Raw genomic sequence first — 18,710 nt, forward strand, 5'->3', positions numbered from 1 at the left:
TTACTTCTTCTCGTCCTCGTCGTCGACGACCTCGGCGTCGATGACGTCTTCCTCGGAGGAGGGAGCGTCACCGGCCGGGGCCTCGCCCTCAGCCGAAGCGCCGGCTGCGGCATCCGCCTGCGAGGAGGCGTAGATGGCCTCGCCGAGCTTGGACTGGGACTGGTTCAGCGTGTCGAACGCGGTCTTCACGGCCTCGTCGTCTTCGCCGGCCAGCGCCGTCTTGAGCGCGTCGACGTCGGCCTTGACCTCGGTCTTCACGTCTTCGGGCAGCTTGTCGTCGTTCTCGGTGATCAGCTTGTCGATCGAGTACGCGAGCGTCTCGGCCTGGTTGCGGACCTCGGCGGCCTCGCGGCGCGCCTTGTCCTCGGCCGCGTGCTCCTCGGCCTCGCGCACCATGCGCTCGATGTCTTCCTTCGACAGCGAGGAGCCGCCGGAGATGACGATCGACTTCTCGGTGCCGGTGCCCTTGTCCTTGGCGGACACGTGCACGATGCCGTTGGCGTCGATGTCGAAGGTGACCTCGATCTGCGGGATGCCACGGGGAGCCGGAGCGATACCCGTCAGCTCGAACGTGCCGAGCGGCTTGTTGTCGCGCGTGAAGTCACGCTCACCCTGGAAGACCTGGATCGCGACGGACGGCTGGTTGTCGTCTGCCGTCGTGAAGGTCTCGCTGCGCTTGGTCGGGATGGCCGTGTTGCGCTCGATGAGCTTGGTCATCATGCCGCCCTTGGTCTCGATACCGAGGCTCAGGGGCGTGACGTCGATGAGGAGGACGTCCTTGCGCTCGCCCTTGAGGACACCGGCCTGGAGCGCGGCTCCGACGGCGACGACCTCATCCGGGTTGACACCCTTGTTCGCGTCCTTGCCGGTCTCGCGCTTGACGAGCTCGGCGACCGCGGGCATACGCGTCGATCCACCGACGAGCACGATGTGGTCGATCTCGGAGACCTTGATGCCGGCTTCGCGGATGACATCCTCGAACGGCTTCTTGGTGCGGTCGAGCAGGTCCTTCGTGAGGTCCTCGAACTTCGCGCGGGTGATGGTCTCGGAAAGCGACACCGGGCCGGACTCCGTCAGCGACAGGTACGGCAGGTTGATGCTGGTCGAGGTCGAGGAGGAGAGCTCCTTCTTCGCCTGCTCGGCAGCTTCCTTGAGACGCTGCAGGGCGATCTTGTCACCCGAGACGTCGACGCCCGTGGTCTCCTTGAACTGCTTGATCAGGTAGTCGACGAGACGCTGGTCCCAGTCGTCTCCACCGAGACGATTGTCACCGGCGGTCGAGCGCACCTGGATCGTGGAGAAGTCGTCGTCCTTGCCCACCTCGAGCAGCGACACGTCGAAGGTTCCGCCACCCAGGTCGAAGACCAGGATGAGTTCGTCTTCCTTGCCCTTGTCGAGGCCGTAGGCCAGAGCGGCCGCGGTCGGCTCGTTGATGATGCGCAGGACGTTGAGGCCCGAGATCTCGCCGGCCTCCTTGGTGGCCTGACGCTCGGCGTCGTTGAAGTACGCGGGGACCGTGATGACCGCGTCGGTCACCGTGTCACCCAGGTACGACTCGGCGTCGCGCTTGAGCTTCATGAGGATGCGCGCGGAGATCTCCTGCGGCGTCCACTTCTTGCCGTCGACGTCGAAGCTCCAGTCGGTGCCCATGTGGCGCTTGACGGAAGCGATCGTCCGGTCGACGTTGGTGACGGCCTGGCGCTTCGCGGTCTCACCGACGAGCACCTCCCCGTCTTTGGTGAAGGCCACGACCGAGGGGGTCGTGCGGAAGCCCTCGGCGTTGGCGATGACCTTGGGCTCGCCACCCTCGAGGACGCTGACGACGGAGTTGGTGGTTCCGAGGTCGATACCGACAGCACGTGCCATGTGTTCTCTCCTTTGTTGGAAGTTTCGTTGAACTGGATGTTCGTTGTGGTGCGGAAATCTGCGGCGATCAGGGAAACCTGAGTCGCGATGGCTCAACTGTACGCTCGAGCATCGACCGTGTCAAATCAACTTGATACGAGTCGACTCAACTTTACGGAACACGCGTCGGGGAGCCCGCTGCGCACCGCCTCGAGTCGACGCTTCGGGGCCTGCGATCAGAAGGGCGCCGGGGCGTGCTCCTCCACGAAGGTGACCGTGTTCTGAGGCTGCTCCCGATCGACGTAGACCCTGCCCGTCGGACTCGTCCAGGCATAGGCGCCGTCGCCGAGCACTTCGACGACCCACGGCGAATGGTGTTTGAGCACGTGATGGCGGCGGCAGAGGTGGCCCAGATTTCTCACGGCGGTCGGCCCGCCGCGGGCGGCATCGTGATGATGGTCGATGTCGCAGTCGCGAGCCGCATACCCGCAGGTGGGGAATCGGCAACGTTGATCCCGTGCGCGCAGAAGCCGTTTCAGTTCGGAGCCGGGCCGATAGCGATCGACGGCGAGGAGCGCCCCCGTGATCGGGTGGGTGAGGATCCGATCCCACCCGGACGCGGCACCCGCAAGAGCTTTCGCCGTGCCGGTGTCGATCGGGGTACGCCCGTCGAGTTCGGCCGGAGTCGTACCGTGCCCCATCAGGGTCGTGACCGGAACGGTGACCGAGACCGAACCGCGGATCGCGGCAAGGAGGCCATCGGGGGTGTCGTGCCCCGCCGGAGCGCCGGTGAGCAGCAGGTCGAGTGCGAGATCGGCGCGGAGTTGCGCGATGGTGCGCTGATCGACGTCCTCCCGCTCCGAAGACGCAGGCCGCTGCTCCGGAGATTCCGACTCCTGCACGCCCTGCGCCATCTGCGTCAGTCGCTCGAATGCGCCGTGCACGAGCGCGGCGGGGCCGAGCAGCCCGAGCCGGGACATGCCGTCGCCGACGTCTTTCACCCACACCGACCTCTTCTCTCGCGCATCCTTGTGCCGCTCGTCGACCGACCGGGACTGGAACCGCTCCGCGACTCGCCGCCCATGCCGCGACACCCGGTTCGGCGATTCCGATTCGGCGAACGGCACCATCTCGGCGGAGTATGCGTCGCGATCGGCCGCGTCTTCCAGATGCTCTGCCGCATCGCAGATCGCCCGCGCATGTGCGGCACTGATGCGCCCGGCCCCCTGAGCCGCCCACACCAGCGGGAAGCGCTCCACCCGCCACACCGCCTCCGACATCCGCGCCTGCACCGTGCGGTCGCTCACCCGGAGCGCCGCCGCCATCTCTGCCGCGACCGTGCGGGTGGTCAGATCGCCGAAATCCGGATGCTCCGCCTCGTCAGCCACCTGCAGCGCCAGCCGGGAACCGACCGCGAGCACGCCATCACGCGCGGCCTGCAGACTGCTGATCGTGCACTCCAACCCGACGAGCATGTCGGTGAGCTCGGCGAGCGTCGCCATCTGCTCGACCGTCGCATCCACCAGTGCTGCCATATCTCGAGTCAATCAGGGGCCACCGACATTCAAAGTGCCAGATCAGGCCCACAAAACGAAATACCGATATGCGGTCACGGGGGTCCCGCACACCGCCGCGAAATCGATCGACACATCCCGGACGCGATACTTGACCCTGACACTGTGGCAGACGGGAGAACAGAGACATGTTGTCCATCGGAGCGTTCGCGCAGATCGGCCAGGTGACCCACCGCATGCTGCGGCATTGGGACACGGCCGGCCTGCTCGTCCCCGCCCACGTGGACGAGTTCAGCGGCTACCGCTCCTACGACCCCTCGCAACTGGATCGTCTGCATCGGATCGTCGCCCTGCGTCAGCTGGGCTTCGGGCTCGATGACATCTCGTCGATCCTCGACCGAGGTGTCGACGCCGACCGCATCGCCTCCCTGCTGCGGATCCGCCGCGCGGAGGTCGAGCTGGAGCACCGGGTCGCCGCAGAGAGACTCGTCGACGTGGAGCGGCGCCTCCACCTCATCGAGAAAGAGAACCACATGTCCCCGATCGAGATCGTCGACAAGCCCCTCCCGGCCGTCCGCCTCGCCGCCATCCGCACCGTCGTCGCCGATCAGTCGTCCGTCGCCGCCGTCGTGGGCCCGTCGTTCGACGCCGTGGCGGCGATCATCGGCGACGAGCACTCGCTCTCCACTCCGATCGCCCAGTACGAGACGCTCGACGACGGCCTGCAGGTCATCGTCGGGTACACGTACTCCGGCCCCGCCCGCGACGGGTTCGAGATCATCGAACTCCCGGCCGCGAACGAAGCGGTGTGCGGCATCCACCTCGGGTCGATGGACCGCATCGCCGAGAGCTGGCACGGCATCCACACCGAGATCTTCGCCCGCGGTCTGGTGCACGACGGGCCGTGCCGAGAGCTCTACGTCCGCGCCGTGTCGGACGACCAGTCGGACTGGGTCACCGAGCTGCAGCAGCCCGTCCGACGCGCCTAAAGTGGCTAGGCTGACGGGCATGATGTGGACCGCCTCCGCCACCCGCCGCCTCGGCACCGCCGCCGCCATCGTGACGCTCGCGATCCTGCCCCTGAGCGGATGCCTGTACGCGCAGATCCCCGCAGCAGATCCCTCTGCGGCGCCGTCGCCCGGCACGGAGACCGACGGGACGGACGCCCCGGAAGGCGGCACCCCCGGCACGACGCTGACCTTCGAGGAGGGCCTCGACCTCGATCCCGACACCTACATCGAGTGGGGCGACGGATTCATCGCCGACGAGCAGTGGGAGACGATCTCGCCCGACGACGGCAACGGCGGCTGGACGTACGGCACGGCAGACGGCACCTGCACGGTGCGCTTCTGGCAGGGCCACATGACCGATGTGCCCGTCGTCGACGGCGATGACAGCGCGTCGTCCGATGCGATCCTCGGCGTGCTGCTGGAGACCCCGACGGCCGACATCACCCCCGTCGCCACCACCGGCGAGTTCAGCTACATGGCGGGCGGCAACGGCGGCGTCGAGATGCGTCAGGTCAGCGCGGTGGAGGGTTCTCGGTCGTGGCTCATGGCCGCCCGCGCGTTCACGCAGACCGGAGTCGGTCTCTACACGATCGTGGACTGCATGGCCAACGACGCGGAGAAGATCATGGACGCCGTCACCGACGCGAACGCGGTCGTCGTCACGCCCTGATCGCCACGCCGACCGGGCTCACTCCGGGGCGGCTCACTTGCCGCCGGGAGGGCCGACCAGCAGCAGGATGACGTACAGCGCCACGATGCCGACGGCCAGCAGCAGCGCCAGCACCCACGGCCGCCGCAGGAACCACCGCATCAGGCGGTCGTACCAGCGACGATCCCGCGAGTCGTCCGTGGCCTCGAGGCGCCAGGCACCGTCGAGGCGACCGGTGCGGTGCAACCAGATCTCCATCGGGATCGTCGCGTACGGGATCACGGCGCTGACCACCGCGAGCACACCGACGCCGGGGTGCCAGCGCTGGTTCAGCGCGACCAGGATCGCCGTCGCCGCATAGGCGAGGAACACGAATCCGTGGATGCCGCCACCCACCGTCACCACGACCCCGGGCGCGCCGACGGCACGGGCGATGATCGCGGCGATCAGGATCGTCCAGGTGATCGCCTCCGCGATCGCGAGAACTCGGAACAGGCGGTCGGGGGTGCGGAACACGGAACTCCTCGGGTGGGGGTCCTCCCACCGTATCCGGCCGTCATCGCCGTCGAATCAACCGAATGGTTGAGAACGCCGGAGCGATGCGACCTGTTTCGCGCCTCGAAGGAGTCGGATGCGAAGGAGTCGGATGCGGAATAGCGGACGCGACGGAGGCGTTGCCGAAGGCATGGTGACAGTGGACGCAGACGCGATCTCGCAGGTGCTCGGCGCCGTCGACCTCCGCGTCGGCGTCGGCCGTCGGATGTCGCTCGCCTCCGGCACACTGCTGCCGATCCCGACCGGCGCCATCACCCTCGTGTACATCGTCGAAGGCGGCGTGCACGGGCATCCGCCGCTCGGCGACGGCTGCCGCCTCGACGTCGACCGGGACTCGCACCGCCTCATGGTCGACCCGAGCAGCCGCCGCGACGCGCTCGTCGCGGGCGACGCCTTCCTCACACTCGGCCGCACCCCGTTCGCGCTCGAGGCCCAGGGCGACACGAGCCTCATGATCGCCGAGATCGTGCTCGCGGATGCGGCTTCGCCGCTGCCCGCCCTGCTTCCGCCCTTCCTCACCGTCACCGGTTTCGACGACATCGAGCCGGCCGCCGCGGCCCTCGCCCTGAACATGGGCCTCGTCGATCACACCGTGCTGCCGGCCCGTCAGGGCGACCCGGTCATCTGCCGCATGATGGCGACGACGGTGCTGCTGTCGGTCATCCGCGCCTGGGCGGCGAACGGCTGCGCACCGGCGGGCTGGCCGTCGGTGTCGAACGACCCGTTCCTCGACCGCGTCGTCGACGCCATCCATGAGGAGCCCGGCCGCGACTGGACGGTCGAACGCCTCGCGAGCATCGGCGCCATGTCACGCTCGACCTTCGCCGAGCGGTTCCGCAACGCGGTCGGCCGCTCCCCCGCGGACTACGTCACCGAGGTGCGCGTGGACGCGGCCAAGCGGATGCTCGAGGCCGGACGCAGTGCCTCGGAGATCTCCCGCGAGCTGGGCTACGCCTCGGACGAGGGGTTCAGCCGGGCGTTCCGGCGCCGCACCGGACTGACCCCCACGTCGTGGCGGATGGCCAACCGGATCCCCGTCTCCGCCTGACGCCGCGCCACGTCAGGCGCGGCTGCTGACCCGGTTCGACACCCCGAAGAGCACGGCACCGGCGAGCAGCGCGGCCGCACCGAGCACGTAGACCAGCTCGACGTTCAGGGTGTCGACGAGCAGCCCGCCGACGCCGGCCGCGAGGGTGATCGCCCCCTGGAAGCCCACGACCACGAGGCTGCCGCCGGCTTCGAGCCGATCCGGCATCCGGTGTCCGACCCAGGTGTTCGCGACGATCAGCCAGGAAGAGAAGAAGAAGCCCCACACCACCACCACGATGCCCACACCCAGGATCGACCCGGAGAACAGGATCATCGAGATCACGGACACGGCGATCACCAGCGGCGCGAACACCGCGAAGAAGGCGAACGTGCGGTCGATGACGAGCCCGATCGTGATGTTGCCGAGGAGGCCGCCGACGCCGAACAGCGCGAGCAGCACCACGATCGTCGAGGCGTCGACGTCGGGGATGCGCTCCAGCGCGAGACGCACGTACGTGTAGGCGAGGAAGTGCCCGAGAACCACGAGCACGTGCCCGACCATGCCGAGTCCGATGCCCGGCCGGCGCAGCGTGTCGACGAGCAGGCGCAGGCTCGACGCGCGCTCGGCCGGAACCGACGGCAGTGTGAATCGCAGGACGACCGCGAGCACCACCATCAGCCCTCCGGCGATGGCGAAGACCATCCGCCAGTCGACGAGCTCACTCAGCATCACGCCCAGCGGCACGCCGGCCACGGTCGCCAGCGAGACACCGGCGGAGGTGAACATGACGCCGCGACCGAGGTTCGCAGGCCCCGCGAGGCGGGCGGCGACCGTGATCGACATCGCCCAGAACGCGCTGATCGCGGCGCCCAGAAGGAAGCGCGCCAGCAGCACGATGATCAGATTCGGCGAGATCGCCACGATGAGGTTCGAGACGGCCGCGGCGAGCGCCATCCACACCAGCAGCGACCGCCGGTCGAGGCGCGGGAAGATGAGCCCGATCGTCGGCGCGACGACGAGGCCGACGAGTGCCGTGACCGTCACGGTCTGCCCGGCCTGACCGGGAGTGACACCGAGACCGTCGGCCATCTCGGTCAGCACGCCGTTGGGGAGGAACTCCGCCGTGACCAGCAGGAAGCCCATCAGCATCAGCACGATCAGTCCGCCGTAGCGGATGCGGGTGACGGCCGAGGCCGGCACGGTGGGGACGGGCGCTGTGATGGTCATGGTTCCACGCTCGCAGCATCCGGAGGCCATCGCCCGATCAGGCGTCCGCCGCAACCGACCGATCGTCCGACGACATCGGCACACCGATCTCCCAGCCGGCTCGACCAGGCTGGGGTGATGCGTCTCACCCGCCGAGCCGAGGCCTCCCTTCTCGCGCTGGCCGCTGCGGTCGCTCTCCTCGCCGGGTGCACACCGGCACCCGTGCCACCGGGACCGGATGACTGGACACTCGAACCCATCGCGATCGACACGCGGGTCGAGTGGCGACCGGGCTCGCCGGCAGCCGACGCCCCCCGAGAGGGCGCGGGCGACCTGGTCGACGTCTCGTTCAGCATGTCCCAGCTCGCCCCTGACGGCACCGGTGGGTTCTGGGCGAAGTCGGCCGGCTCGTTCCTGCACGTCGGCGCCGATGGGGAGACGCTCGCCCGTTTCCACGACGAGCAGCTCTCGCAGGTCATCGCGATGGCGTCATCGACCCCGGACGAGCTGGTCGTCGCCCGCGCGGGCACGGCACCGGCGATCGCCGTGCTCGACACCACCACGTTGACCATGCGCGATGTGCCGGGCACCGCGGCGGGCGGCGGGGAGTCGTCGCTGTTCCAGTTCGTCGACGTCGCCACCCGGGACGGCGACGCGATCGTCGCGCACGTCCGCCCCGAACGAGTCGGCTATCTGACGCTGGAGATCCTGCGCATCGACCTGGAGGACGGGCAGCGGGAGGTCCTGCACACGGAGCCCATCGCGCTCGACGAAGCCCCGAAGTCCTTCCCCGACGTACCACCCGTCCGCCTCGATATCGATGCGGAGGGCGCCATCCATCTCGCCGCGCCGACGGCGCGCGTCGTGCTGAACCCCGACGGCACGGAGCGCACGCGCACGCCGCAGACCGCGAACTTCCCCCAGGTGGCCGTGCGCCCCGACGGGACCGCCCTGTGGTGGGGCGGAGACGCCGCGCGGACGAGCGCCAGCTCCGCCATCGTCGGCGGATCCGCCGACGCGCGAGAGGCGATCGAGAGCCGTTCCTCGTGCAGCGGCCTCACCCGCTCCGACGCGCTGCGCGCGAGCGTCGACGGTACGGAGTATCCGCTGCCGTTCCTGTGCGGCGCGAACGACGCGATCTGGACCGGCTCGACGTGGATCGTCGCAGCCGGAGGCGAAGCCGACGGCGTCCTCGTGCGGGTCACGCCGCCGAAGTCCTTCGGCTGAGCGCAGGTCACCCGCTCCTGACTACTCGGCTCCCTCGGACGCCGGGTGGATCAGGCGGCGAGACGGGCGGCCAGCAGCGTCACGAGCTCGTAGACGACGTGGCTCGCGGCGATGCCGGTCATCTGCGCGTGGTCGTAGGCGGGCGACACCTCGACCACATCCGCGCCGACGATGTTCTGCTCCTTCAGTGCCCGCAGGATGCGCAGCAGCTCGCGGCTCGTCAGCCCGCCGGCTTCGGGAGTTCCCGTTCCGGGCGCGTGGGCGGGGTCGAGCACGTCGATGTCGATCGAGACGTACAGCGGCTTGTCGCCGATGCGCTGCAGGATGCGGGCGATGCCGGCTTCGACCCCGTGCTCCTCGATGTACTCGCTCGACACGATGGAGAAGCCCAGGCGCTCGTCGTCCTCGAGGTCCTGCTTCGAGTACAGGGGTCCGCGGGTGCCGACGTGGCAGCTGGCGGTGAGGTCGATCAGCCCCTCCTCGCTCGCGCGCCGGAAGGGGGTGCCGTGCGTGATGGGTGCCCCGAAGTAGGTGTCCCACGTGTCGAGGTGCGCGTCGAAGTGCAGCACCGCGACGGGACCATGCTTCGCGGCGACCGCCCGCAGCAGGGGCAGGGCGACCGTGTGGTCGCCGCCGATCGTGACGATGCGCTGCACCTGCTCGCCGAGGGCCAGCGCCGCCCGCTCCACCTCGGTCACGGCCTCGGTCAGGTCGAACGGGTTGACCGGGATGTCACCGGCATCCACCACCTGCGCGATCGCGAACGGCGACACGTCCTGCGCGGGGTTGTACGGCCGCAGCAGTCGCGACGACTCGCGCACGTGCGACGGACCGAAGCGCGTGCCCGGCCGGTAGCTCACGCCCGAGTCGAAAGGGATGCCGACCACGGCGATGTCGGCGCGCGGCACGTCTTCGATCCGCGGCAGCCGCGCGAAGGTCGCGATGCCGGAGTAGCGGGGGTTCACGGACGCGTCGATGGGGCCCACGTTCTCGGTCATTGCTCGTTCCTGTTCGTCGGGGCGGATTCGTCGGATGCGGGGGGGGTTCTCAGAGCGCGTGCTGCGGGATGTGCACCAGCTGCACGCCGCCCTCGGCGATCGCCGCGCGGATGCTCGACGCGATGTCGTCACGCCGTTCGACGCGACGCCCGGTCGCACCGAACGCCGTGGCGAGCGCGGCCCAGTCGGGCTGCACCAGATCGACGCCGACCGGGGTCATGCCGCGGTCGACCTCGTTCTGCCGGATCTCGGCGTAGCCGCCGTTGTCGACGCACACGACCGTGACGTCGAGGCGCTGCTCGACCGCGGTCACCAGCTCGTTCACGCAGAACATCAGGGCGCCGTCGCCGATCACGGTCACGACCGGGTGCTCGGTCTGCGCGACCCGGGCGCCGATCGCGGCGGGGAGGCCGTAGCCGAGGGTCGCGTAGGTGGGCGTGTACAGCAGGGAGTGCGGATGCGGCGACTGCAGCACACTGCCCAGCGCCATGTAGACGATCTGGGAGGAGTCGCCCGCGACGATCGCGTCGTCGGGCAGAGCATCCGCGATGATCTCGGCCAGGGCGACCGTCTCGGGTGCGGTCTCGCGCGCCTCGGCGGCGATCGCGGTGCGTTCGGCGGTCAGCTCACGCGGTAGGCGGGTCTCGGCGGGGAGGACCGCGAGCAGCGCTTCCAGAACTGCGGCCGCGTCGCCGGTGATCCCGACTGTCGCTGCGAGGTTCTTGTCGCGCTGCGCCGGCGAGATGTCGATGCGGATCACGGATCCTCGCGCCTCGAGTCGCGGTGCCCAGAGCTCGGCCTCACCGAGCTTCGAGCCGACCACGAGCAGCACGTCCGCGTCCTCCGCGACCGCGCGCGCCGCGGCCAGGCGCAGGTTCGAGCCGAGGGCGAGCGGATGCCGCTCATCCACCACGCCCTTGCCGTTCAGGGTCGTCAGCACCGGGGCGCCGAGGCGCTCGGCGAGAGTGGTGACCTCGTGGGCGGCATCCACCGCTCCGCCACCCGCGACGATCACCGGGGTCTTCGCGGCGGCCAGCAGGCGTGCGGCCTCGGCGAGCGCCGCCGGCTCGCCGGAGACGCGCACTGGGACCGGGCGCGGCTGCCGCGCTTCGGCGGGGACGTCGGCCGCCGCCTCCAGCACGTCGAGCGGGATCTCGATGTGCACCGGACGCGGGCGCCCGGTGCGGAAGAACTCGAACGCATCGTGCACGGCCTCGACCGCCTCGGCCGCGCTGGTCACCCGGCGCGACCACTCGGCGATCGCGCCGACCATGGCCGTGGCATCCTTCGTCTCGTGCAGGGTGCCGACGTCGGCGAACTCCGCCCCGAGCGGCACTCCGGGAGAGAGCACGAGGAGCGGCCGCGACTCGCAGAACGCCGTGCCGATCGCACTCATGGCGTTCTGCAGCCCGGGGCCCGAGGTCGTGATGACGACGCCCGGGAGCCCGGTCTGCTGCGCCCAACCGTCGGCCCCGTAGCCGGAGCCCTGCTCGTGACGGTTCGTCACCGCACGGATGCCGAGGTCGGCGAGAGGCCGGTACAGCTCCAGATTGTGGGTGCCGGGGATGCCGAAGATCGCGGTCACGCCGTAGGCGCGGATCGTCTCCAGCACCGCGCGTCCGGCGGTGTCTGCGTACTGCTCGGCCGGCGTGGTGTCGGTGCTCATCGGATCATCCTCACACCCGGTGACGACGAACACCGTCGACCCAGGTCTCGCGCACGGTGATCGCCGAGATCTCCTCGGCGGGAACAGCCAGCGGGTCGCCGGAGAGCACCGCGAAGTCGGCGTACTTGCCGACCTCGAGCGAGCCCAGGTCGTCTTCGCGGCCGATCGACACAGCGCCCTCGATCGTGTGCGCGCGCAGGGCGGCGAGCGCCGAGACCCGCAGGTCGTCGGGGCCGAGCTTGTGGCCGCGGCGGGTGACGCGGGTGACGGCGGTCTGGATGGCCTCGAGCGGGATGGGCTCGGCGACCGGAGCATCCGACGAGATCGTGAACGGGACGCCCGCTCGCTCGAACTCGCCCAGCGGATTGAAGCGCTCGCCTGGGGTGCCGATGGCCTCCTCCACGCCCTCGCCCCAGTTGAAGTAGTGCTGGGTCTGGTTGACCGGACGGATGCCGGAGACGGCCATCCGCTCGATCTGCTCGGGCGTCGGCAGTCCGCAGTGCTCGATGCGGTGGCGGGCGTCGGCATCCGGATGCTCGGCGAGCGCCGCCTCGATCGCCGACACGACCATCTCGATCGCGGTGGGCGACTGGGCGTGCGTGGCCGTCTGGAGGCCGGCGGCGTGCGCCTTGCGGATGAGCCCTACGTACTCGGCGGGCTCGTGGTAGAGCTGACCGGTGCGGCAGGGGTCGCCGACGTAGCCGTCGGGGAAGTACGCGGTCCAGCCGCCGAGCGTACCGTCGGCGTAGAACTTGATGCCGGCGAAGCTCAGGTGCGCGTTGCCGAACTGTCCGACGAGGCCCATCTCGAGCGCCTCGTCGAGCAGGTGCGAGAGCAGGTACATCGATACGCGCAGCTCGAGGCGTCCGGCCTCGGCCAGGCGCAGGTACATGTCGAACTCGCGCCGTGTGACCTGGGCGTCGCCGATCGAGGTGACCCCGCCGGCGAGGAACCGCTGGGTCGCGGCGTCCAGCTGGCGCAGGTGCTCCTCGGGCTCGTCGGCCAGGTGGAAGTTCGGACCGTGATGGCCGATCTTCACGCCGTGCACGCCGGTGAGGATGTTGCACGCGGCATCCGACAGCTCACCGGTCAGCTCGCCGTCGGCGTCGCGGAAGAACTCACCACCCTCGGGGTTCGGGGTGTCGCGGTCGACGCCGTTGACGGTGAGGGTGTGCGAGTTCACGACGCCGCCATGACCCGAGGCGTTCATGAGATACACCTCGCGGTCGGCCACGACCTCGTCGAGCTCGAAGCGGGTGGGATGCCGCTTCTCGGCGAGGTTGCGCTGCTCGTAGCCGTATCCGCGCACCGGCCGCCCCTCGGGCAGCTCGGCGGCCGCGGCCTTCAGCAGCGCCACGATCTCGGGGATGCTGCCGGCCTTCTCCGGCCCGCAGTCGACCCAGCTCATCATCTGCCCGAACATGAGCGGATGCGCGTGGGCGTCGACGAAGCCGGGGACGATGACCGCGTCGCCGAGGTCGATGCGCTCCGGAGAGATCCCACCCCGTTCGGCCGCCGCCTCGCAGTCGGCGAGGGTGCCGATCGCGAGGATCCGCCCACGATCGGTCAGCATCGCCGTGGCCGTGGTGGCCGCGGCATCCGCCGTGTGGATCGCGTGCGCGGTCAGCAGGACGGGTGCCGTCTGGGCCGAGCGGTCGAAGGGGGTGAGCTTTCTCATGGCAGCCTGTTCGCGGTCGTGTCGGTGCGGGCGGTGAAGGACGCGGTGACGGGGGCCTCGTCGGAGTGCTGCGGTGCGAGACGCGTGCAGATACCGGCGATGACCGCCATGCCGATGAACATCGCGATGACCGACCAGATGCTGCCGGTCCAGGCGATGAGCTGCGTCGCGAACCAGGGCGAGAACCCGGCCCAGACAGCCGCACCCACGCCGTAGGACAGGGCGATCGAGGTGTAGCGGGCCTGCGGGCGGAACATCTGCGAGAGCAGCGCGGCGATCGGGGCATACGTCGCACTCATCGCGATGCGCACCAGCGAGGCGAACAGGAAGATGAGCGGTTCGACACGTCCCGGCAGTATCAGCAGGAACGGCACGAACGTGAGCACCGAGGTGATCAGGCCGAAGTACATGACGTTCTTGCGGCCCCACTTGTCGCCCAGCCAGGCGACAGGGAGCGTCACCACGAACTCGACGAACGAGGCGATCGTCATGGCGTCGAGGATGAGCTGCTCGCTGATCGCGACCGTGTCGCCGGTGGCGTAGGCCGTGGCGAAGGTGGTGGCCAGGTAGTAGCCGCCGGTCGAGATCGGCAGGATGCCGATGCCGAGCAGGATCGGACGCCAGTTGGTGCGCAGCGCGAAGGCCAGCGGCATCGACTGCTTACGACCCTCGACCTTCGCCTCGAAGACGGGCGTCTCCTCGACGCGGTAGCGGACCCAGAAGCCGACACCGACCAGCACGATCGACAGCAGGAACGGGATGCGCCAGCCGCCGTTGATGATGAAGTCGTCGCCCATGCGGGTCATGATCGCGAAGATGCCGGAGGCCAGCAGGGCGCCGGCCGGGTTGCCGAGCTGCGTGAAGCCGCCGTAGAAGGTCTTCGACTTCTCAGGAGCGTGCTCGACGCTCATGAGCACCGCGCCGCCCCACTCGCCGCCGACCGCGAGCCCCTGCACCGCACGGAGCAGGATCAGCAGGATCGGGGCGAGGATGCCGATGTTCTCGTAGGTCGGCAGGCAGCCGACGAGAACCGTGGCCGCGCCCATCATCACCAGCGTGATGACCAGCGACGTGCGCCGACCGAGCTTGTCGCCGATGTGGCCGAAGATGATGCCACCCAGCGGACGGACGAGGAAGGCGACCGCGAAGGTCGCGAAGGCCGCTGCGGTCTCGGCCAGCCGGTCGCCGCTCGGGAAGAACAGCGGACCGAAGACGAGCGCCGCGGCGGTCGCGTAGACGTAGAAGTCGTACCACTCGATGGTGGTGCCGACGAAGGCGGCGATGCCGGCGCGTCGCGCCCGGCTGTGGGTGCCGCTCGTGGGGGTAGTGGTCATGGGGTGCCCGCTCCTTTGCGGAAGATGTCGGATAGCGAAGGATGCTACGGCTGCGGGGGGCCGTCGGCAAGGGCAGAACTCCAGCGATAGCAGCGATTCACCAGGTATCTGATTCCAGATCCGTGCACTTCTCCCCTTCCCGACGGCTCAAGCCCCTCATACACTGAACATGTGCGCGGCGAAGCGTGCGATCGCGGGAAACTGAGGAATCGAGCGGAACCATGGATTTCGACGCCGAACTGATCCGTGCGCTGCAGGAAGACGGCCGCGCCAGCATCCTCTCCCTCGCCCAGCGACTCGGGCAGTCGCGGGCCGCCGTCGCGGCACGGCTGCGCACGATGCTCGCCGACAGGACGGTGCGGGTCGTGGCTGCCGTCGACCCCGTGTTCCTCGGCCAGCACGTGCTCGCCCACGTCTCCATCCGCACCGACGGCTCGGTCGAGCTCGTCGCCGAGCACCTGCGCGACATGAGCGAGACCGTGCTGGTGTCCGCGGTCGGCGGGGCGCACGACGTGGTCACCGAGGTGCGTGTCGGCTCGATGTCGGAGCTGCACGACCTGCTCGCCCTGATCCGCGCGATCGACGGCGTGCTCGACATCAGCACGATCATCTACTCGACCGTGATCAAGGGGTTCTTCGTTTCGGAGTACCACGGCGGCGTCACTCTCGACGCGATCGACGAAGCTCTGATCGAGCAGCTGCAGACCGACGGGCGCAAGAGCTTCCGCGCGCTGGGCGAGGAGGTGCGCCTCTCCCCCTCGGCCGTCGCGACCAGGGTGCAGCGGCTGATCGACGCCGGAGTGATCAAGATCAGCGCGGTCGAGGCGCGTGGGCTCGCGCACCGGCAGCTGTCGATGGGTGTCGGCATGACCCTCGGCGACGACGACGAGGCCGTGATCGATGAGCTGCGGCGGGGGCGCGGCGTGGACTTCGCGGCCCGCACCCTCGGTCGGTTCGACGCCGTCGCCACGCTGGTCGAGCCCTCGGCCGGCGCGCTGTATGCGAGCCTCGAGCGCCTGCGCGCGCTGCCCGGAGTGACCCGCATCGAGGCCTGGCTGCACCTCGCCGTACTCAAAGAGGACTACGCCCGCACGCTCCGGCCGCTGCGCACGGACTGAGCCGCCCCGCCCCGCGCCGCCGACATATCGGTACGGCGCGCCGTCACCGGGCGTTCACCGGGGGCCGCCAGACTTCCCCCATGAGCGAACCCGAATCTCGCCAGGGCGTCCCCGAGCCCGTGGCGACCGCCAACAGCGGCGCCGTGGCCGTCGTCGGACTCGACCTGCGCGGCGAGACGCCGGCCCCCAAGAAGCAGGTGTACTCCTGGGCGCTGTGGGACTGGGCGACGCAGCCCTTCAACACCGTCATCCTCACGTTCGTGTTCACGGCGCTGTACCTCGTCGGGGAGGGATTCCTCCCCGCGGACGTCGCAGCCCTCGACAAGGACGACCAGGTGCGACTGGCCGCCGAGGCGGACCTCGCCTCCGGGCTGGGGCTGGGCTCGACCATCGCCGCCTTCGGCATCCTGCTGCTCGCTCCGGTGCTCGGCCAGCGGGCGGATGCCGCCGGGCGTCAGAAGCTCTGGCTCGGGATCGGCACCGGAGCCCTGATCCTGTGCATGCTGGGCCTGTGGTTCGTCGAACCGACGCCGAGCCTGTTCTGGCTGGGCGTCGCCTTGATCTCGGCCGCGACCGTGTTCCAGGAGATCGCCGCGGTGAACTCCAACGCGATGCTCATCGGCATCGCGAACCCGAAGAACGTCGGACGCATCTCGGGCCTCGGGTGGGGCTTCGGCTACCTCGGCGGCATCATCGCCCTCGTGATCGTGGTCGTGCTCGACACCTTCGACTGGTTCGGCATGTCGACCGACAACGGCCTCGCCTATCGACTGATCGCCGTGGGATGCGCCGTATGGGCGATCATCTTCAGCATCCCGATCTTCCTCAACGTGCCGGAGCCGTCGCTCGGCCGCCCGGAGCGCAAGGTCGGTTTCTTCGCCTCCTACCCGCTGCTGGTGAAGGACGTCGCCGGGCTGTACCGCAACGAGGAGACCCGGCCCACCTTCTGGTACCTGCTGGCGAGCGCCGTCTTCCGCGACGGGCTGGGCGGCGTGTTCGCCTTCGGAGCGATCATCGGCACGGCCGTGTTCCACTTCGAGGCGCAGGACATCATCATCTTCGGCATCGTCGCGAACCTGATCGCCGGCGTCTCCACGATCGCCGCCGGCCGGCTCGACGACCGCCTCGGCCCGAAGCGGATCATCCTCGCCTCGATCGGCTCGATGATCGTCGCCGGTCTCGCGGTCTTCTTCCTGCGGGACGCCGGGTCGATGGTCTTCTGGATCGGCGGCCTCGTCCTGTGCGCGTTCGTCGGACCGGCGCAGGCGGCGGCACGCTCGTTCCTCGCCCGGGTCACCCCCGCCGACCGCGAGGGCGAGATCTTCGGTCTCTACGCCACGACCGGTCGCGCCGCGAGCTGGATGGCCTCCGGCGCCTGGACGCTCCTGATCGTGCTGACGAGTCAGACCGCCTACGGCATCCTGGGCATCGTGGTCGTCCTGATCGCCGGCTTCCTGCTGCTGCTTCCGGTGAAGGCGCCGCGCTGACTCCTGCACACCCGCGGCGGGAGTAGCCTGACCGCGTGACCGTGATCCTCGCCTTCCTCGCCAACATCCTCGTCGCGGTGGCGAAGACGATCGCCGCGATCATCACCTCCTCGGCATCGATGGTCGCCGAGGCGGCGCACTCGTGGGCGGATGCCGGCAACGAGGTGTTCCTCCTCATCGCCGACCGCCGCGGCGCGAAGACCAAGGATGCGCGGCACCCCCTCGGCTACGGACGCAACGCCTTCGTGTGGTCGCTCATCGCCGCGTTCGGGATCTTCACGGCCGGATCCATCGTGTCGATCATGCACGGCATCCAGGAGCTGTCTGACACCGGCCCTGTGGAGAGCCCGATGGTGGCCTACATCGTGCTGGGGGTCTCGTTCGTGCTGGAAGGTGCGTCGTTCACGCAGGCGATGGTGAAGTCGCGGCGCCTGGCCAAGGAGCGCGGATCGTCGACCTGGGACTTCGTGCTGGAGACGAGCGACACGACGCTGCGGGCCGTGTTCTTCGAGGACTCCGCTGCGCTCATCGGCCTGGCGATCGCGGCCGGCGCCATCGCGATGCATCAGATCACCGGCGTCGCGGCCTGGGACGCGATCGGCTCGATCCTGGTCGGAGTGCTGCTCGGCGTGGTCGCGATCATCCTGATCCGGCGGAACATCGCCTTCCTGGTCGGGGCCACGGCGGCGCCGAAGCTGCGGGCCCGCGTCGGCACCGCCCTGCTGGGGCTGGACGACATCGAGCGCGTCACCTACCTGCACATCGAGTATGTGGGCCCGAACCGGCTGTTCATCGTGGCCGAGATCGATCTGGCCGGCGATGCCCGCGAGCACGATGTGGCCCGCCGGCTGCGCGACGTCGAACGGCGGATCGAGGCGCACGAAGCCGTCGAGACCGTCGTGCTGTCGCTCTCGGTCGACGACGAGCCGTCGCTCGAGTTCGCGCGCGGCTAGGGCGCAGCCGGTTCAGCGCTGCCAGTTGTCGGCGAGCTTGTTCAGCAGCCGGGCGAGCTCGACCCGCTCGTCGTCGGTGAAGGAAGCGAGCGCGGTCGTGAGCATCTCGCGACGCTCCCCGCGCATGCCGCGGGCGAGCCTGCGACCCTCGTCGGTGAGAGCGATACGGGTGCGTCGCGCGTCGTCGGGGTCGGCCTCACGGCGCACGAAGCCGTGATCGACGGCCTGTTGCACGAGCCGTGAGGCGCGCGGCTGATCGACGCCGATCGCGATGCCGAGATCGCTCACGCTGAGTGGAGCGGATGCCGCCGCCAGCGCCTCGAGCAGGCGCATGCGAGCGGGTCCGCCGAGACGTCCCGACGGGTCGGCCATCCAGGGCGGCATGCCGGGGTGTCCGCGGTGGTGGTCGAAGTGGTCGCGGGCGTCGTCGTCATGCGGAC

Annotated in this window: 16 protein-coding genes; 7 read left to right on the forward strand and 9 right to left on the reverse strand. The window is 69.5% G+C overall.

The genetic code is table 11. The annotated features are described in order from the left end of the window. Positions 1-1,866 carry a molecular chaperone DnaK gene (gene dnaK, locus GZ67_RS0117950; RefSeq protein WP_029261332.1) on the reverse strand — a complete coding sequence of 622 codons (1,866 nt, stop codon included), beginning with the start codon at positions 1,864-1,866 and terminating at the stop codon, positions 1-3. A 215-nt stretch (positions 1,867-2,081) separates the two neighbouring features. Continuing rightward, entirely contained in the window at positions 2,082-3,380 is a 1,299-nt protein-coding gene (locus tag GZ67_RS0117955; protein ID WP_029261331.1) for an HNH endonuclease signature motif containing protein, read from the reverse strand. A gap of 167 nt (positions 3,381-3,547) precedes the next feature. On the opposite strand from GZ67_RS0117955, the gene GZ67_RS0117960 reads away from it, so the two are divergent. Both GZ67_RS0117960 and GZ67_RS20285 read left to right on the forward strand, forming a co-directional pair. Beyond that, complete coding sequence (locus GZ67_RS0117960) at positions 3,548-4,348, forward strand: MerR family transcriptional regulator (protein ID WP_029261330.1); 801 nt, start codon at positions 3,548-3,550, stop codon at positions 4,346-4,348. A 19-nt stretch (positions 4,349-4,367) separates the two neighbouring features. Continuing rightward, positions 4,368-5,039: a hypothetical protein gene (locus tag GZ67_RS20285; protein ID WP_029261329.1), complete on the forward strand. Its 672-nt coding sequence runs from the start codon at positions 4,368-4,370 to the stop codon at positions 5,037-5,039. A gap of 33 nt (positions 5,040-5,072) precedes the next feature. On the opposite strand, the gene GZ67_RS0117970 is transcribed toward GZ67_RS20285, so the two are convergent. Beyond that, a complete protein-coding gene (locus GZ67_RS0117970) occupies positions 5,073-5,534 on the reverse strand; it encodes a DUF3817 domain-containing protein (protein ID WP_029261328.1) in 462 nt (153 codons plus the stop codon). Between the two features lie 169 nt (positions 5,535-5,703). On the opposite strand from GZ67_RS0117970, the gene GZ67_RS20490 reads away from it, so the two are divergent. Beyond that, positions 5,704-6,621: a helix-turn-helix domain-containing protein gene (locus tag GZ67_RS20490; RefSeq protein WP_029261327.1), complete on the forward strand. Its 918-nt coding sequence runs from the start codon at positions 5,704-5,706 to the stop codon at positions 6,619-6,621. Positions 6,622-6,633: 12 nt separating this feature from the next. Here the strand turns inward: GZ67_RS20490 and GZ67_RS0117980 are convergent, their stop codons facing one another. Next, positions 6,634-7,830, reverse strand: a complete 1,197-nt coding sequence (locus tag GZ67_RS0117980; protein ID WP_029261326.1) for an MFS transporter — start codon at positions 7,828-7,830, stop codon at positions 6,634-6,636. Positions 7,831-7,947: 117 nt separating this feature from the next. Between GZ67_RS0117980 and GZ67_RS0117985 the strand changes: the two genes are divergently transcribed. Beyond that, positions 7,948-9,036 (forward strand): hypothetical protein, encoded by a 1,089-nt coding sequence (locus GZ67_RS0117985; protein ID WP_029261325.1) that lies wholly within the window; start codon positions 7,948-7,950, stop codon positions 9,034-9,036. Positions 9,037-9,086: 50 nt separating this feature from the next. Here GZ67_RS0117985 and speB read toward each other — a convergent pair whose 3' ends face one another. The 4 genes from speB to GZ67_RS0118005 are packed head-to-tail and all read right to left on the reverse strand — an operon-like array spanning position 9,087 to position 14,712. Next, positions 9,087-10,034 (reverse strand): agmatinase, encoded by a 948-nt coding sequence (gene speB / locus GZ67_RS0117990; protein WP_029261324.1) that lies wholly within the window; start codon positions 10,032-10,034, stop codon positions 9,087-9,089. Between the two features lie 49 nt (positions 10,035-10,083). Continuing rightward, positions 10,084-11,700 (reverse strand): thiamine pyrophosphate-binding protein, encoded by a 1,617-nt coding sequence (locus tag GZ67_RS0117995; protein WP_029261323.1) that lies wholly within the window; start codon positions 11,698-11,700, stop codon positions 10,084-10,086. Between the two features lie 10 nt (positions 11,701-11,710). Beyond that, positions 11,711-13,378, reverse strand: coding sequence for an amidohydrolase (locus GZ67_RS0118000; RefSeq protein WP_029261322.1), 1,668 nt, complete (start codon positions 13,376-13,378; stop codon positions 11,711-11,713). After that, a complete protein-coding gene (locus tag GZ67_RS0118005; RefSeq protein ID WP_029261321.1) occupies positions 13,375-14,712 on the reverse strand; it encodes an MFS transporter in 1,338 nt (445 codons plus the stop codon). Before GZ67_RS0118005 ends, GZ67_RS0118000 begins: the two co-directional genes overlap by 4 nt. A gap of 221 nt (positions 14,713-14,933) precedes the next feature. Here GZ67_RS0118005 and GZ67_RS0118010 point away from each other — a divergent pair, with 221 nt between their 5' ends. The 3 genes from GZ67_RS0118010 (at position 14,934) to GZ67_RS0118020 (ending at position 18,270) form a co-directional block, all read left to right on the forward strand. Then, positions 14,934-15,830 carry an Lrp/AsnC family transcriptional regulator gene (locus GZ67_RS0118010; protein ID WP_029261320.1) on the forward strand — a complete coding sequence of 299 codons (897 nt, stop codon included), beginning with the start codon at positions 14,934-14,936 and terminating at the stop codon, positions 15,828-15,830. Positions 15,831-15,910: 80 nt separating this feature from the next. Next, on the forward strand, positions 15,911-17,317 hold the full coding sequence (locus tag GZ67_RS0118015) for an MFS transporter (protein ID WP_029261319.1): 1,407 nt from the start codon (positions 15,911-15,913) through the stop codon (positions 17,315-17,317). Positions 17,318-17,352: 35 nt separating this feature from the next. Next, on the forward strand, positions 17,353-18,270 hold the full coding sequence (locus GZ67_RS0118020) for a cation diffusion facilitator family transporter (RefSeq protein ID WP_029261318.1): 918 nt from the start codon (positions 17,353-17,355) through the stop codon (positions 18,268-18,270). Positions 18,271-18,282: 12 nt separating this feature from the next. On the opposite strand, the gene GZ67_RS0118025 is transcribed toward GZ67_RS0118020, so the two are convergent. Beyond that, the coding region (locus GZ67_RS0118025) for a MarR family winged helix-turn-helix transcriptional regulator (RefSeq protein WP_231481864.1) at positions 18,283-18,710 on the reverse strand (428 nt) is incomplete at its 5' end.

Origin of the sequence: Microbacterium sp. Cr-K20 (genome assembly GCF_000708325.1) — a bacterium.
GTDB lineage: Bacteria > Actinomycetota > Actinomycetes > Actinomycetales > Microbacteriaceae > Microbacterium.

What these genes read in the sequence shown, in the direction of transcription:
- dnaK (WP_029261332.1), bottom strand. Translation starts at nt 1,866, where the DNA reads ATGGCACGTGCTGTCGGTATCGACCTCGGAACCACCAACTCCGTCGTC.
- GZ67_RS0117955 (WP_029261331.1), bottom strand. Translation starts at nt 3,380, where the DNA reads ATGGCAGCACTGGTGGATGCGACGGTCGAGCAGATGGCGACGCTCGCC.
- GZ67_RS0117960 (WP_029261330.1), top strand. Translation starts at nt 3,548, where the DNA reads ATGTTGTCCATCGGAGCGTTCGCGCAGATCGGCCAGGTGACCCACCGC.
- GZ67_RS20285 (WP_029261329.1), top strand. Translation starts at nt 4,368, where the DNA reads ATGATGTGGACCGCCTCCGCCACCCGCCGCCTCGGCACCGCCGCCGCC.
- GZ67_RS20490 (WP_029261327.1), top strand. Translation starts at nt 5,704, where the DNA reads ATGGTGACAGTGGACGCAGACGCGATCTCGCAGGTGCTCGGCGCCGTC.
- GZ67_RS0117980 (WP_029261326.1), bottom strand. Translation starts at nt 7,830, where the DNA reads ATGACCATCACAGCGCCCGTCCCCACCGTGCCGGCCTCGGCCGTCACC.
- GZ67_RS0117985 (WP_029261325.1), top strand. Translation starts at nt 7,948, where the DNA reads ATGCGTCTCACCCGCCGAGCCGAGGCCTCCCTTCTCGCGCTGGCCGCT.
- speB (WP_029261324.1), bottom strand. Translation starts at nt 10,034, where the DNA reads ATGACCGAGAACGTGGGCCCCATCGACGCGTCCGTGAACCCCCGCTAC.
- GZ67_RS0117995 (WP_029261323.1), bottom strand. Translation starts at nt 11,700, where the DNA reads ATGAGCACCGACACCACGCCGGCCGAGCAGTACGCAGACACCGCCGGA.
- GZ67_RS0118000 (WP_029261322.1), bottom strand. Translation starts at nt 13,378, where the DNA reads ATGAGAAAGCTCACCCCCTTCGACCGCTCGGCCCAGACGGCACCCGTC.
- GZ67_RS0118005 (WP_029261321.1), bottom strand. Translation starts at nt 14,712, where the DNA reads ATGACCACTACCCCCACGAGCGGCACCCACAGCCGGGCGCGACGCGCC.
- GZ67_RS0118010 (WP_029261320.1), top strand. Translation starts at nt 14,934, where the DNA reads ATGGATTTCGACGCCGAACTGATCCGTGCGCTGCAGGAAGACGGCCGC.
- GZ67_RS0118015 (WP_029261319.1), top strand. Translation starts at nt 15,911, where the DNA reads ATGAGCGAACCCGAATCTCGCCAGGGCGTCCCCGAGCCCGTGGCGACC.